Consider the following 14,350-nt stretch of genomic DNA (forward strand, 5'->3'; position numbering starts at 1 on the left):
GATGTCCCCGTCCGTGAGCCGGCGCCTGTCCGGCGCGGCCCTGCTGTGCCTAGTCCTGGTCGTCGTGGGCTTGGGCGCGCCCGCCCTGGCCTTGGCCAGCGACGACCCGTTCTTCCCCGACCAGTGGAACCTCACCCAGATCGGCGCCCCCGAGGCGTGGGCCAGGTCGACGGGCGAGGGGGTCACGATCGGCATCGTGGACACCGGGATCGACGCTGCTCACCCCGACCTGGGCCCCAAGATCGACGCCCTGGCCACGTGCTTGGGCGGGCCCTGCCGGGAGGGCTCGGCCCACGACGGCCACGGCCACGGCACGGTGGTGGCCGGGATCGCAGCGGCCGTCACGGGGAACGCCCGGGGCGTGGCCGCAGTGGCGCCGGACGCCCGCCTGGTCGTGGCCAAGGCGGTTGACGACCAGGGGCGGGCGTCGGTCGAGGACATCAACAACGCCATCCGCTGGGTGGTCGACCGGGGGGCGCGGGTCGTGAACCTCAGCCTGGGCGACCCCAACTTCCTGATCGTCTCGTTGCTGGGCACGCCGCTGCGCCCGGGGATCGAGTACGCCTGGTCCCGGGGGGCGGTGCCCGTGCTGGCCTCGGGCAACGAGAACGTCGGCCTTCTCGACCTGGGTAGTTCCAACTACGGCAACCTCAACGCCGTCGTGGTGGGGGCCACCGGCCGGGACGGCTCGGTGGCTCCTTACTCGAGCCCCATCGGCAGTGCCAAGTGGGGCCTGGTGGCCCCCGGCGGGGGCGGCGCGGGGGCGGGGGCCGACCTCGTTTCGACCTACCCGGGGGGCTACGCCCGGGCGGCGGGGACCTCGATGGCCACCCCCCACGTGTCCGGGGCCCTGGCTCTCGTGATGGCCCAGGGCCGCAGCCCGGGCGCGGCTGTAGACCGGCTGCTGGCCACCGCCGACAGGCGGGTGCCCTGCGGGAACGGTTGCCAGGGCCGCCTCGACGTGGCCGCGGCCGTGTCCGACGTGGCCCCGGTGAGCACCGCGGCCCCCGTGACGGCGCCACCGGCCCCGGCCACCACGGCCCCGCCGACGACTGCGGCCGGGCCGACCACGACCGCGGGCCGGCCGACCACCACGACCTCCACGACCGTCGCGCCCCCGCCGCCGGACGCGCTGGCGGGTAACGCCGGGGGAGGCGAGCAGGCCTTCGGGCGGGTGACCATCGAGTACGCAGGCGACGGGGGCCCGCTACCGGTGCCGCTCGTGGTGCTGGCAGCGGTGATGGCCGCCGGGGCGGCGGCCGCAGCCGGGACCGTGGGCTGGATGCGCCTCAGAGACGGCGCAGGATTGTGACCACTTTGCCGAACACCCGCACGTCGGCGGGGTCGAGCTCTATCGGCTCGTAGGCCTGGTTGGCCGGGAGAAGCACGACTTTGGCTCCCCGGCGGCTGAACGTCTTGACGGTGGCCTCCTCGCCCGGGATGCCGGCCACCACGACGTCGCCCTTGCGGGGCTCGCTGCCGTCGGCCCTCACCACCGCGTAGTCGCCGTCGAGGATGCCGGCTTCGACCATGGAGTCACCCCTGACCCGGAGCATGAATAGCTGGCCGTCGCCCGTGAAGTCGGCCGGCAGCGGGAACAGCTCTTCGATGTTCTCCTGGGCGAGCACGTCGGTGCCGGCGGCCACGTCACCCACCAGCGGGACGTGGCGGGCGGGTCGGCGCTCGGCCACCATGCCCGAGGCGGCGTCGAAGCGGACCTCGATGGCCCGGGGCTTGGTCGGGTCGCGCTTGAGGTAACCCAGCTTCTGGAGGGTGCCCAGGTGGGCGTGGACCGTGGAGGTCGAGGTGAGCCCCACCGCCTCGCCGATCTCGCGCACCGACGGCGGGTAGCCGCGCGATCGCATCTGCGCCTCGATGAACTCGAGGATCCCCTGTTGGCGGGGCGTCAAGCTGCTGGGCTCGGTCACCTGGGCTCCTCTCGGCCTGCCCCCCGGTGGGGCGAACGGGTGTTCGGAACAGGACGCTACCAGGTACAACGGCCGAAGGCAAACATTCGTTCGACTGAGGGGTTGACGACGAACGCCTGTTCGTGGTTCACTTCTCCGAACAGGCGTTCGCTAGATCGGCGGACGGCGAGCCCGGCAGCGCCGGAGATGGAACAGGAGGTCCCCGATGGTCGCAGTCCTGGCGCCCGCACAGCCACGTGCGCCCCGGCCCTTCGCGCCCACAGCCGCACCCGCCGCGCCGGGCGTGCCTGCCGCCGGTCGGGCCGTCGGGCCGTCGGGCCACCGTCTCCCCGCCAGCACCTACCGCCGCCGCCGGGTCGTTGCCGCCGTCCTGGCCGTCGGGGCCGTGCTGGTCCTGTGGGTTGCGCTGGGGTTGCTCGGGGGCGGCCCTCTCTTCGCCCCCGAGCGCCCGGGCGCGACCTCGGCCGGCCTAGGCCCCGGCGAGGTCTACGTCGTCCAGCCCGGTGACACGTTCTGGTCGATCGCGGTGCGCCTGCGCCCCCAGGCCGATCCCCGGCCCCTAGTCGACCGCATGGTGGCTGCCCATGGCGGCACGACACTGCACGTGGGGGAGCGCCTCCGCCTCCCGTAGCCCTGCCCGGTCGCGGCGTAGACGGGTAGCTGCGGGTGGGCGCTACCGTTCTGTCGTGCGTTGCCCCTCCTGCGCTAGCCTCGACGACAAGGTCGTCGACTCCCGGATGGCCGACGAAGGTGCGGCCATCCGCCGCCGGCGCGAGTGCCTCGACTGCGGCCGGCGGTTCACGACCTTCGAGCGTCTCGAAGAGGTGCCCTTCGTGGTCGTGAAGCGCTCGGGAGAGCGGGAGCCCTTCGCCCGCGGTAAGCTGGTGGCCGGCATGCGGGCTGCGGCCAAGAACCGTCCCGTGAGCATCGAGCAGCTCGACTCGGTGGCTGCCCAGATCGAGGAGTCCTTTCGGCTGGAGGGCGGCGAGCTCACGACGGCCCGCATCGGCCAGCAGGTGCTGGCCCGCCTGCGCGAGCTCGACGAGGTCGCCTACCTGCGCTTCGCCAGCGTCTACAAGGGCTTCGAGGCGGCCGGCGACTTCCAGCGCGAGGCCGGCCTGCTCACCGAGCCCCCCACCTGACGGCCGCGGGTAACCAACGCGATTTCCCCAGGCTGGCGGCCTAGCGATCCCCAGGAACGGGCCCCTACGGTGGCCCTCGCCGTGCCCGCCCCGCCTGCAAACCTTCGCGAACGGGGTCTGACCAGCAGTGTTGCAACTGCGGGAACGTTGACTCCGGACCATTGACACGGCTGAAATTACGCAGTTGTATTGTAAGCTCATCTCGTAGGTCGTTCGGCCTCCGACCACAACATCTTGTGCCTTGGCGCCCTGTCCCCGGGGGTGGCGGCCAGGATGGCCGGTGTGGAGGCAACCCCAGACGTCGCAGGAGGCGCAGCCATGGCCATGGCCCCGGAAAAGGCAGGGATCGGACTCCGCCGGCACTTCACGGTCGAAGGTGTCGACCCCTACGAGCGGGGTGCCGGTTACCGCCTCGACTGGGAGCGGCGCGACGCCCGCATCACCAACTACCGCGACGGCTCGGTGGCCTTCGAGCAGCGTGATGTCGAGTTCCCCGTGCCCTGGTCGCAGAACGCCACCAACATCGTGGCCCAGAAGTACTTCCGGGGGTCGCTGGGCTCGCCCGAGCGGGAGCGCTCGCTGCGCCAGGTGGTCGACCGGGTGGTCGAGACCATCGCCGCCTGGGGCGAGAAGGGCGGCTACTTCGTCGACGGGGCCGAGGCCGACGCCTTCCGAGCCGAGCTGAAGCACCTGGTCGTCACCCAGAAGGCGGCCTTCAACTCGCCCGTGTGGTTCAACATCGGGGTGGCCGGGGAGCCCCAGCAGGCGTCGGCCTGCCAGCCGTGGCACGCCCTGGTCAGCACGCCCGAGGGCCTGGTCCCCATCGGGGCACTGGTCGAGCAGGGCGCGGTGGGGGCCAAGGTGTGCGACGCCCACGGCCTCACCAGCGTCGTGGCCGTCAAGGCCAACGGCCGCAAGACCGTCCTGCGCCTGCACACGTCGGCCGGCTACGTGCTCGACGTCACCGGCGACCACCTCGTGTGGCGGGCCCGGCCGGGCGAGGCCGGGAGCTCCGGGGGCGAGTTCGTCCCCGCCCGCCAGATCACCCGGGGCGACCTGCTGGAGTGGCACCAGGCCGAGTCGTGGGGCAACGGCCAGATCACCCGGGAGGCGGTGGCCGAGGCCGGCTTGGCCGGCTGGGTCCAGGCCGGTGGCTTCGTGGTCGACGTCGGGGGCAAGGGCGTGGCCGGTGGCCAGGTGGCCGTCTCAGGCGAGGCTGAGGAGACGTGGCTCCGGCAGTCCCTGGCTGCCGCCCTTCCCGGCGTACGTGCCGAGAGGGCGGCCCACGGTGGCCGGCTCCCGGGCGTGCCCGGCGCTCGCCTGCGCCTCGAGGGCACCGGGCTGGCGCCGTTCGTGCAGCGCTGGGGCCTGGCCCGCCAGGGTGTCGAGGCCACCGTTCCCGACGAGCTGTTCAACGCCCCGCTGCCGGTGGCCGCCGGCTACCTGCGCAGCCTGTTCCAGGCCGAGGGCTGGGTGTCCGACACCGGGTCGGTCATCGGCCTGGCCATGGTGTCCGAGGCCCTCGTGCGGGGGGCCCAGTCCCTCCTGCTGCGCTTCGGCATCTTCTCCCGGGTGCGCCGGGTGGCCGAGCAGAGGGCCGGCGGCAACCTCTTCTGGGTGCTCAACGTGTCGGTGGGCTCCGACGGGCGCCGCTTCGCCGACGAGATCGGCTTCATCGGCCCCGACCGCACCCGCGAGCTGGAGGCCGCCCTGGCCAAGGCCGCTCCCGGCGGCGGGCGCAACACGGCCGTGCGTACGGTCGAGGTCGAGTCGGTGGAGGTGCTGGGCGAGACCGAGGTCTACGACATCCAGACCGAGAGCGGCGAGTACCTGAGCGGCAACCTCCGGGTGCACAACTGCTTCATCCTGGCCGTCGACGACACCATGCGGTCGATCCTCAACTGGTACGTCGAGGAGGGCACGATCTTCAAGGGGGGCTCGGGGGCCGGCATCAACCTGTCCAACATCCGGTCGTCGAAGGAGACCCTCAAGGGAGGAGGCCTGGCCTCCGGCCCCGTGAGCTTCATGCGAGGCGCCGACGCCTCTGCGGGCACGATCAAGTGCCTGGGTGCGGGCACTCCCGTGGTCACCGACCGGGGCGTCATCGCCATCGAAGACACGGTGGCCGGCGACCAGGTCCTCACGCGGTTCGGCTTCCGCCCCGTCGACGCCGTCCACGCCAACGGCACCCGCCCCCTCGTGCGGGTGCAGACGGCGCTGGGCGACGAGGTCCTCTGCACGCCCGAGCACCGCTTCTGGGTGCGGGGCCGCGATGGGGAGGGTTGGAGAGAGGCCCGCTTCCTGCGCCCTGACGACCACGTCCTGGTCGACGTGGGCGGGGCCGAGCGGGGCCGGCTGCAGCCCCTGGCCCGCCCCGGGGCGGCGACGGGCGCCGGGGCCGAGGGAGACGGGGGTGGGGCCGGTGTCGAGCTGCCCACCCACCTCGACGAGGCGTTCGCCATGTGGCTGGGCTGGGCCCACGGTGAGGGCCCGGCCCCATCCCGGTCGGGGGCCAAGTTCGTGGCTGTGCAGATCGGCGGCGACGACCCCGAGGTCGTGGCTCGCTACACGGACCTGACCCGGGCCGTGTTCGGCCCGGGCGTGCACATCCACGCCGAGCGCCACCCCGACCCGGGCGACGGTCCGGGCGACCACTCGGTGTGCGTGCGCTTCGCCTCTGCGGCGGTCAACGCCTTCCTGGAGGCCAACGGCCTCCGCCGGGAGGCCAACGGTGAGCCCAGGGTGCCGGCCGTCGTCCAGGCCTCGCCGGCCACGGCCCGGGCCGCCTTCCTGTCCGGCCTCTTCGAGGCCGACGGCCACGTCGGCAACGGCTACGCCTGGATGTCGGCGCCGACCCTGACCATGGCCCAGGACGTGCACCGCCTGCTGCTGTCGCTCGGCATCCCGTCGACGATCGGGGCCCTCGACGACCGCGGCGCCCACGGCCGGCGGCTGCCGTACACGGTCAGGGTGGTGGGCCGTGAGGGGATGCGCCGGTTCGCCAAGCAGGTCGGCTTCGTGTCCCACCGCAAGCACCAGCGCCTCGAAGCGGCCGTCGCCGGTGGGGACGCCAGCCCCTACGAGACCCAGTGGTCCCTGCCTCACACCCGGGCCGAGATCGACCGGTTGTGGGCGGGAACGGGCAACGCCGCCCTGCGCCGGGCTCTGGCCCCTTACCGCCGCGCCGGCAATCCCCGGCGGATCAGCCTCCTGCGGGCGCGCGCCCTGCTCGACCGGTTCCCCGACGAGCTGGCCTCGACCAGGTTGGCCCGTTTCGCCTACGGGGACGAGCTCTTCGCTCCCGTCACCGTCGAGCCCGCGGGCGAGGGCCCCACCTTCGACCTGACCGTCGCTGGGGTGCACGAGTACCTCGTCAACAACCTGGTCACCCACAACTCGGGGGGCAAGACCCGGCGGGCGGCCAAGATGGTGATCCTCAACGCCGACCACCCCGACGTCGAGGACTTCATCTGGTGCAAGGCGGTCGAGGAGCGCAAGGCCCGCGTGCTGCGCGACGCCGGGTTCGACATGGACCTCGACGGCCGTGACAGCCACTCCACCCAATACCAGAACGCCAACAACTCGGTGCGGGTAACCGACGAGTTCATGCAGGCCGTCGTCGACGACCGCGACTGGCACATGCGGGCCGTGACCACGGGGGACACGGTGCGCACCCTGCGGGCGCGCGACCTGTTCCGCCAGATCGCCGAGGCGGCCTGGGAGTGCGCCGACCCGGGCATGCAGTTCGACACGACCATCAACCGGTGGCACACGGCGTCCAACACGGGGCGCATCAACGGGTCCAACCCGTGCTTCCCGGGCGACCAGCTGGTCCACACCGACAAGGGCCTGGTCCGCTTCTCCGAGCTGTTCGACCGGGCCCGCGAGGGTGAGTCGTTCGGGGTCTACACCCACGACGCCACCAACCCCGACGCCCCCGCCCAGCGGGTGGTGGTCACCCGGCCCGAGGCCTTCATGGTCACGGGGGTCAACGAGATCGTGCGCCTGCGCTTCGCCAACGGGGCCGAGCTGAGGTGCACCCCCAACCACTCCCTTTTCACGACCAACCGGGGCTGGGTGGCGGCCGCCGAGCTGACGGCCGACGACCGCGTGCGCCTGCTCGACGTGCCCGCCCCGGCCACCGGGGCCGACTCCCGCCTGCCCGCGCCCGCGGGCGTGGCCCTGACGGCGGCCGTGCCCGAGAAGTGGTCACCCGAGCTGGCCCACTACCTGGGGTGGCTGGTGGGCAACGGCTCGCTCACCGGCGAGGTGGCCACCACCGCCTACGGGCGGGGCGACGGCCAGGCCGACGCCCTCTCCCGCCACTTCGACCTGCTGGGTGGGATCGGCGGCGACAGGCCGGCGGCGCCCGCCATCGAGGCCGACGGCACCGTCCGGCTGCGCCAGAGCAGCCGGGTGCTGGCTCGCTTGCTGCAGTCCCTGGGCGCCGGCCCGGGCACGGCCGACGCCACCGTGCCGTGGTCGGTCGAGCAGGCCCCCGGCGAAGTCGTGCTCGCTTTCCTGACCGGGCTGTTCGAGTCGACGGGCCAGGCGGGTGGGGCCGGCGAGCGGGCCTCGATGACCTCGACCTCGGCCGAGCTGCTCCGCGGTGCCCAGAGGTTGCTGTCCACGCTGGGCCTGGCCTCGTCGGTCCAGGGCGGGGAGCTGACCGTTGCGGCCACCGGCCGGCTCGACGACCTGGCGGCCCGAGCCGGGGCGGCCGGGGCCGCGCCCGGCGAGACGCGGCTCGTCTCGCGCGACGACGACGGTGTCGAGCTCACCTACAACCTGTCCGAGCCCCGCAACCACTCCTACGTGGTGGGCGGGTTCGTGGTCCGCAACTGCTCGGAGTACATGCACCTCGACAACTCGGCCTGCAACCTGGCCAGCCTCAACCTGCTCAAGTTCCTCGACGACCAGGGCGACTTCGACGTCGAGGGGTTCAAGCAGGCCGTCGAGGTGGTTTTCACCGCCCAGGAGATCCTGGTCGGCAACGCCGACTACCCGACCGAGAGGATCGCCGAGACGTCGCGGCGGTTCCGCCAACTGGGCCTGGGCTACGCCAACCTGGGTGCCATGCTCATGGCTCTCGGGCTGCCTTATGACTCCGACGAGGGCCGGGCATGGGCCGGTTCGATCACCGCCCTCATGACCGGTCACGCCTACGCCACGTCGTCGCGCATCGCCTCGCGCATGGGACCGTTCGCCGGCTACAGCGACAACACCGAGCCCATGAACCGGGTCCTGCGCCAGCACCGCGATGCCACCCACGAGATCGACCGGTCCAAGGTGCCCGGGGAGCTGCTGGCCGCCGCCCAGGACGCGTGGGACACGGCCGTCGAGCTGTGTGACTGGTTCGGGGTGCGCAACTCCCAGGCCACCGTGCTCGCCCCCACGGGGACGATCGGGCTCATGATGGACTGCGACACCACCGGTATCGAGCCCGACCTCGGCCTGTGCAAGACCAAGAAGCTGGTGGGCGGGGGCACGATGTCGATCGTCAACCAGACGGTGCCCCGGGCGTTGCGCCGGCTCGGCTACGACGAGGGCCAGGTGGCCGACATCATCGCTTACATCGACGAGCACAAGTCGATCGTGGGCGCCCCCCACCTGGCGGCCGAGCACCTGGCCGTGTTCGCCTGTTCGATGGGCGACAACGTGATCCACTACTCGGGCCACGTGCGCATGATGGGGGCGGCTCAGCCGTTCATCAGCGGGGCCATCTCCAAGACCATCAACACCCCCGAGGACACCTCGGTCACCGAGATCGAGCAGCTCCACATCGACGCCTGGCGGCTGGGCCTCAAGGCGGTGGCCATCTACCGCGACAACTGCAAGGTGGCCCAGCCCCTGTCGACCACCAAGAAGGCCTCGCTCTCCGAGCCCGTCGAGAAGCTGGTGGCCACGGTGGTGCGCGAGCCCGTCCGCGAGAAGCTGCCCCGGCGGCGCAACTCCAAGACGTTCTCGTTCCGGGTGGCCGACTGCCACGGCTATGTGACCGTCGGGGAGTACGACGACGGCCGCCCCGGGGAGATCTTCCTCAAGGTGGCCAAGCAGGGCTCGACCCTGGCCGGCATCATGGACGCCTTCGCCATCTCGGTGAGCCACGGCTTGCAGTACGGCGTGCCCCTCAAGGCCTTCATCGACATGTACACCAACATGCGCTTCGAGCCCGCGGGCATGACCGACGACCCCGACCTGCGCTTCGCCAGCTCCCTGGTCGACTACATCTTCCGCCGCCTGGCCGTCGAGTACCTCGACCTCGAGGAGCGTTCCGAGCTCGGCATCCTCACCGTGGGCGAGCGCATGCAGCCCACCCTGCCCGGTGTGGAGGAGTCGGCCACCCCGTCCTCGACGGGCAGCGACGTCGTGCCCGACCCCGCCCCCACGCCCGTCGCCCGGGCCGCAGCCCCGCCTGCCCCGGCCACGGTCACCGCGCCGGCCCAGCCCCAGGCCGCGGCCTCCGACGCGCCCTACTGCTACCAGTGCGGCATGGTCATGCAACGAGCCGGCGCCTGCTTCGTCTGCTCCAGCTGCGGCACCACCAGCGGCTGCTCGTGACCTGACCCCGCGAGCTGGTGTGCGGAACGCGTCGGCGGTGGCGCGTTCCGCACACCGGTGGGGGTGTTAGAGAGGGAAGTGGTCGGCGTAGACGATGCGGTCCTCGAAGCCGGGGTTGTCCAGGCCGAGGGGGTCGGCGGGGAGCCGTTCCCACTCCTCGATCGTGACCCGCCAGTCAGAGCCCTGGCCCGGGGTCCGGGCCGCGATCGCGACGGGCAGGTCGAGCTGGCCTGACCAGGTGACCACGGAGCCGGCGGCCCCGAGGATGGGCAGGACCTGCTTGGCCACCGTGACCCAACCCAGGTCGGTCGTGACCGCCGGGCCCAGGCGCTCGAGCCGGGCCACCACCACCCGGGTGAGGGCCACGGTGGCCATGAACCCGCCGCCCGCGACCGTGCTGGGCACGGACACCCGCGGCACCCCGACGGGGCCGGTCACGATGACGCGGACGTGGCGGTCGTCGGGACGGGTCAGGGTGGCCGTGCGCTCGGGGGTCAGCTGGGCGTAGTCGCAGATGTGCACGGGCCCCAGGTGCAGGCCGGGCAGGGAACTGGGCTGGTAGCGGGCGACGGCCAGCTTCACGAACGGCCAGAAGGCGGTGGCCGGGTCGAAGGCGATGTCGACGAACCACAGGCTGCGGTCGACCGAGAACTCGGGCCGGTACCCCAGCACCAGTGCGGTCGGCTTGCCGGTCACGTCGACCAGGGGAAGCTTGACCGGGCCCCCGACCGGGCGACCGGGTAGCTCGCGGTCGTCGAGCCCCGTCAGATGGAGCAGGTCGACGAGCGGCAGGGCGGACCGTGAGGCCGGGCCCTGCTGGAGCCATACCGGGTCGCCGGCCCACTGGCTGACCGTGGACTGCACGGCCGCGTCGTTGGACGGCGACAGCACCACGCCCAGCAGTTCGCCGTTGCCCGTCATGTACCACGGCCGGTCGAGGTAGACGCGCAAGCCCGCCCGGCGGGACCGGCGCAGGCCGAAGGGCTGGGCCGGCTCGGTGCGCTCGTCCCACCGGAACAGGGGCAGCACGTCGCGCACGATCACCTTGGCCGGCCGGGCGCTGTTGGGCACGTCCAGCCTCCGCACCGGGCCGACCACCGAGAGGTCGGCCGGCGACGGCGTGACCTGGGGCGAGAAGTACTCCCGGTAGCGGGTCGTGGCCCGCACCGAGTAGTCGACGTCGCGGTGGCGGGTATCGCCCAACTGGTGCACCGCCTGGTGCAGCCGCACCGTCGTCCCGCCCAGCGTCACGGTCCCGTCGTTGGCCGCCAGCACGGCCAGGTCCTCGTCGTAGGACACGTCGCTCCCGAAGGCCACGGCCACGGCCGTGACCTGCTCGGGCTCGGGCTTGGACACGTCGTCCACCCACTCGGTCCACGTGGCCTCCATGTCGATGCGCCCGGTGCTCGGGCCGTGGAGGTCGACGGCCCCGAACAGCGTCACTGCCGTGTCGCCCTCGGCCCTCAGCGGCACGAGCACGGTGGGCCGGGGGACCTCGACGGGCCGGGGCACGGCGTGGACCAGCCGCACCTCGGCCGCGGGTGTCAACCACCAGAACCATCCGTCGGCGGCCGCCTCGGCCAGCAGGGCGTTGGCCTGGGCGGCGGCCGGCAGTGAACGCCACAGGCCCAGGAGCTCGAGCGAGGCCCGGTCCAGGCAGGACGACACCCGCATCCGCAGGTGCTCCCCGGGGGGGAGGGTCATGCGCACCACGTGGCCGTCCACCTCGGCCCCCAGTTCGTCACCGCCCGCCAGGGCCAGCCGCAGCGGGGTCGGCGACGGCCACCCTCCCGGGTAACGCACGGTCGTGCCCTCCAGGGCCAGGAGGCCCTTGAGCAGGTGGTCGCGGCCGGCGTCGGGGAACATGAACGACACCCCGGCAGCCAGCGGGTCGGGCAGGTAAGGCAGCACCAGCTCGTCGACGTCGTGCACGACGTACTGCCCGGGCGCGGGCGCCTCACCCCGTGGAAGGTCGGCGGGTGTGGCCACGTCGGGGACGTCGGCGGTGGGCGCGACGACGAACCTCACGCCCGGCTGGGCGAGGCGCTGGCCGGGGTTCGCCAGGTCGGCCACCGTCACGTCCAAGAACGTGCCCGACTCCCGCAGGGCCACGGCCAGCGCGGCCCGCACGGCGGCTGCCGAACCGCTGCCCATGGCGGCGTCGAACCGGCCGTGCAACTCGGCTTCGAACTGGCTGGTCTTGGGCGGCGCCAGGTGGCGCTGGCTGTCCTCGCGCCACTGCAGGTCGAGGCCGGGGAAGGCGGCCACGGTCTGTGCCGCGAACTCCGCCGGGGGCACGACCGTCAGGTCCATGTCCCCCGGGGAGGCCTGCTCGACCCCTGAGCGGACCACCAGACGCAGGAGCGACTCGCCTTCGGTGTAGGGATGGCGGGCGACGGTGGCCGGCTCGACCACCGGGCCCCACCGCAGGAACGGGCGGGGAGTGGTTACCAGCGTCCCGACCAGGGCGAGGAAGGCGCCCGGGCCCAGCCCGGCCCCCGGACGGCCCGGACGGCCCGGACGGCCGGGGCGTTCGGGGGTGACAGCGCTCAGGAGGTCTCGCTGGCCGGCGGCCAGCGAGGTCACGGCCGCGGCGTACACGCCCGGGGCCGTCTGCACGTCGGTGCGGCGCAGCAGATGGGGGGACTCCTGGGCGGTGGCCGCGAAGGTGGTCTCGATCCGGCCCTGGCGTCCCGGCCCGGCCGCGAACGCGGCCCCGCCCCGGTCGGCCAGCCGGCGGGCGACGAGCTGGTCGACCTCGGCCACGCCGGTGACCTTGACCGCGTCGGGGTCGACCCCGGGCGCGCCCCGTCTGGGCGCCGGGCCCTCGACGGGGGCGGGCCGCAGCACCGCCAAGCCGTCGCGCACCGCCTCGATGGGCACGGGCGAGTCCTCCAGGGCGGCGGCCACCGTCGCCTCTGGGGCCTTGGACGCCAAGAGCCGTTCGGCGTGGCCGGTGGCCGCCTTCTCGTCGAACGGAACCCGTGCCTTCGCCGGCCTGGGGCCGCTCGGGGGCTGGTCGCCGACGGGCGCCACACCCCCGGCCACCTCGTGGGGGGGCGAGTTGCCGGCCAGGTCGGCGGCGTAAGCCCGAAAGGCGTAGCGCCGCCCGTAACGCAGCGGCGGTAGGGAGCCGGGCATCACCACGCCCGAGCTGGCCACCGGGTTGACGGGCGACGGGTCGGGAGGTGGCTCGGCCAGCACCTTCTCCTCGCCGCCGTCGTGGACGACCACGTTCCCCGGGCGGGGGGCAGCCAGCGACCAGCCCTCCCAGCCGGCCAACACCTCGTGGGCGTGCTTGGGCGCGCCCGGCAGGCCGTCGGCCTGGGACAGCGCCGCCCCTTGGAGAAAGCCGGTGTCGGGTACGCCGTCGAGCACCTGTCCCGCGCCCTCGACGTCGACCGTCAGCAGCCGCTGGTGCAGGGAACGCCATTGGCCGCTCACGTCGTCCCACACCTCGAGGCGGATGCCCCGGCTCACCTGCTCCAGCGTGAGGGGCGCGGCCGTGCCGGCCATGAGGTCGGCGTCTTTGGCCGCGGCCCCGTCCAAGCGGCCGTGCAGGGACGCGGCCCGGTCGGCCCGGGCTACGGCGAACCCCGTGGCCCGCAGCTCCCCGGGGGCGGAGTTCTCGGCGTCCCCGTTGTTCTCGGCGGCTGCCAGCCGGGGCAGGGTGCGGACGTACTGCTCGAGCTTCAGGCCCGACGCGTCGGGGTCGAGGTCGAGGACGGTGAACCGGTCCTCGTCGCCCAGGCGCAGCATGGCCACCTCGAAGTCCCCCGACGACGACACGGTGGTGAAGCTCGGGCCCATCACCCGGCAGGAGACCCTGGGCTGGCTGGTCACGGGGTTGGCCAGGCCCCTGACCACTATGTCGCCCTGGGCCCACACCAGCCCGGCCAGCAGGTCGAGGTTGTCGACCCGCAGGTCCACGACCAGGCCCAGCCGGCGCAGCAACGGCGACAGGTCGCCGATCATGCCCGCCCGCGCGTGGAAGTCAGGGTCGGGCTTCTTCACGGGTAGGGCCACGGCCGCCGGGTCGGGCCGCTCCCGGTAGAGGTGCTGTTCCTCGGGCCGCTGGTAGTAGCGGCGGGCCAGTTCGACGTCGCCCACCAGCCGGGCCAGCGGGGACGCGGCCGACGAGCCGGCCGTGACGTTAAGCCCGGCGCCGACCAGGCGATCGACGTTCTTGGCCACTATGGCGTCGACCCGGCCGTCGATGACCATCTCCAGAGGGAGCTCGCGCCGGTCGAGGCCCAACGTGGCCAGCAGGGCGCCGGCGATCACGTTGGCGGTCACGGTCGGCGGGACGACGGGGGAGGACAGGAGCGAGCCCGCGTGCACGAGCAGGGCGTGCTGCTGCATGCGGTGGGCCGGGAAGGTGCGCCACGGGACGGCCGTGTGGTCGGGGACCTTCCAGGGCCGTACTGGGAGGTCGGCCGGGAAGACACGAGGCCACAGGCCGGGGTCGAGCGACCCCAGTAGGGGGGTGACGGGGATGTCGACCACCGTCCCGTCGGCTCGGCCGCCCCGCAGGCGGAAGGCGGGCGGGGGGGTGGCGGCCAGCAAGGCTGCCCAGGCCCGCACGTGGGGGAAGTCGCCGACTACGCCCTGGGCGCCGTCGGGGGTCAGCCGGTGACTGACGAAGAACGAGACGTGGAAGGGCTCGGCGGTCGAGGCCGAGTAGGGCAGGGCCGTGACCAGGAACGACTCGGTGGCCAT

General features: G+C 73.2%; 6 protein-coding genes. 4 read left to right on the top strand and 2 right to left on the bottom strand.

Going from position 1 to position 14,350, the window contains the following annotated elements; genetic code table 11:
- Position 1: 1 nt before the first annotated feature.
- Positions 2-1,312 (top strand): S8 family serine peptidase, encoded by a 1,311-nt coding sequence (locus tag AB1673_03275; GenBank protein ID MEW6152999.1) that lies wholly within the window; start codon positions 2-4, stop codon positions 1,310-1,312.
- Here the strand turns inward: AB1673_03275 and lexA are convergent.
- Positions 1,290-1,928 (bottom strand): transcriptional repressor LexA, encoded by a 639-nt coding sequence (gene lexA, locus AB1673_03280; protein MEW6153000.1) that lies wholly within the window; start codon positions 1,926-1,928, stop codon positions 1,290-1,292. The two genes, AB1673_03275 and lexA, sit on opposite strands and share 23 nt — an antisense overlap.
- Positions 1,929-2,211: 283 nt before the next feature.
- Here lexA and AB1673_03285 point away from each other — a divergent pair, with 283 nt between their 5' ends.
- The 3 genes from AB1673_03285 (at position 2,212) to AB1673_03295 (ending at position 9,631) form a co-directional block, all read left to right on the top strand.
- Positions 2,212-2,559 carry a LysM domain-containing protein gene (locus AB1673_03285; GenBank protein MEW6153001.1) on the top strand — a complete coding sequence of 116 codons (348 nt, stop codon included), beginning with the start codon at positions 2,212-2,214 and terminating at the stop codon, positions 2,557-2,559.
- 55 nt (positions 2,560-2,614) lie between these two features.
- On the top strand, positions 2,615-3,070 hold the full coding sequence (nrdR, locus tag AB1673_03290) for a transcriptional regulator NrdR (protein ID MEW6153002.1): 456 nt from the start codon (positions 2,615-2,617) through the stop codon (positions 3,068-3,070).
- 318 nt (positions 3,071-3,388) lie between these two features.
- The gene (locus AB1673_03295) at positions 3,389-9,631 is read left to right on the top strand and encodes an LAGLIDADG family homing endonuclease (protein ID MEW6153003.1); all 6,243 of its coding nucleotides are present in this window, start codon (positions 3,389-3,391) and stop codon (positions 9,629-9,631) included.
- Between the two features lie 66 nt (positions 9,632-9,697).
- On the opposite strand, the gene AB1673_03300 is transcribed toward AB1673_03295, so the two are convergent.
- Complete coding sequence (locus tag AB1673_03300) at positions 9,698-14,350, bottom strand: hypothetical protein (GenBank protein ID MEW6153004.1); 4,653 nt, start codon at positions 14,348-14,350, stop codon at positions 9,698-9,700.

The sequence above is a fragment of the Actinomycetota bacterium genome, assembly GCA_040754375.1.
In the GTDB taxonomy this organism is placed as follows: Bacteria; Actinomycetota; Acidimicrobiia; order Acidimicrobiales; family AC-14; genus JBFMCT01.

Excerpts from the sequence above, each read along its gene's own strand:
- AB1673_03295 (MEW6153003.1), top strand. The coding sequence starts at position 3,389 with ATGGCCATGGCCCCGGAAAAGGCAGGGATCGGACTCCGCCGGCACTTC.
- AB1673_03300 (MEW6153004.1), bottom strand. The coding sequence starts at position 14,350 with ATGGCCACCGAGTCGTTCCTGGTCACGGCCCTGCCCTACTCGGCCTCG.
- AB1673_03275 (MEW6152999.1), top strand. The coding sequence starts at position 2 with ATGTCCCCGTCCGTGAGCCGGCGCCTGTCCGGCGCGGCCCTGCTGTGC.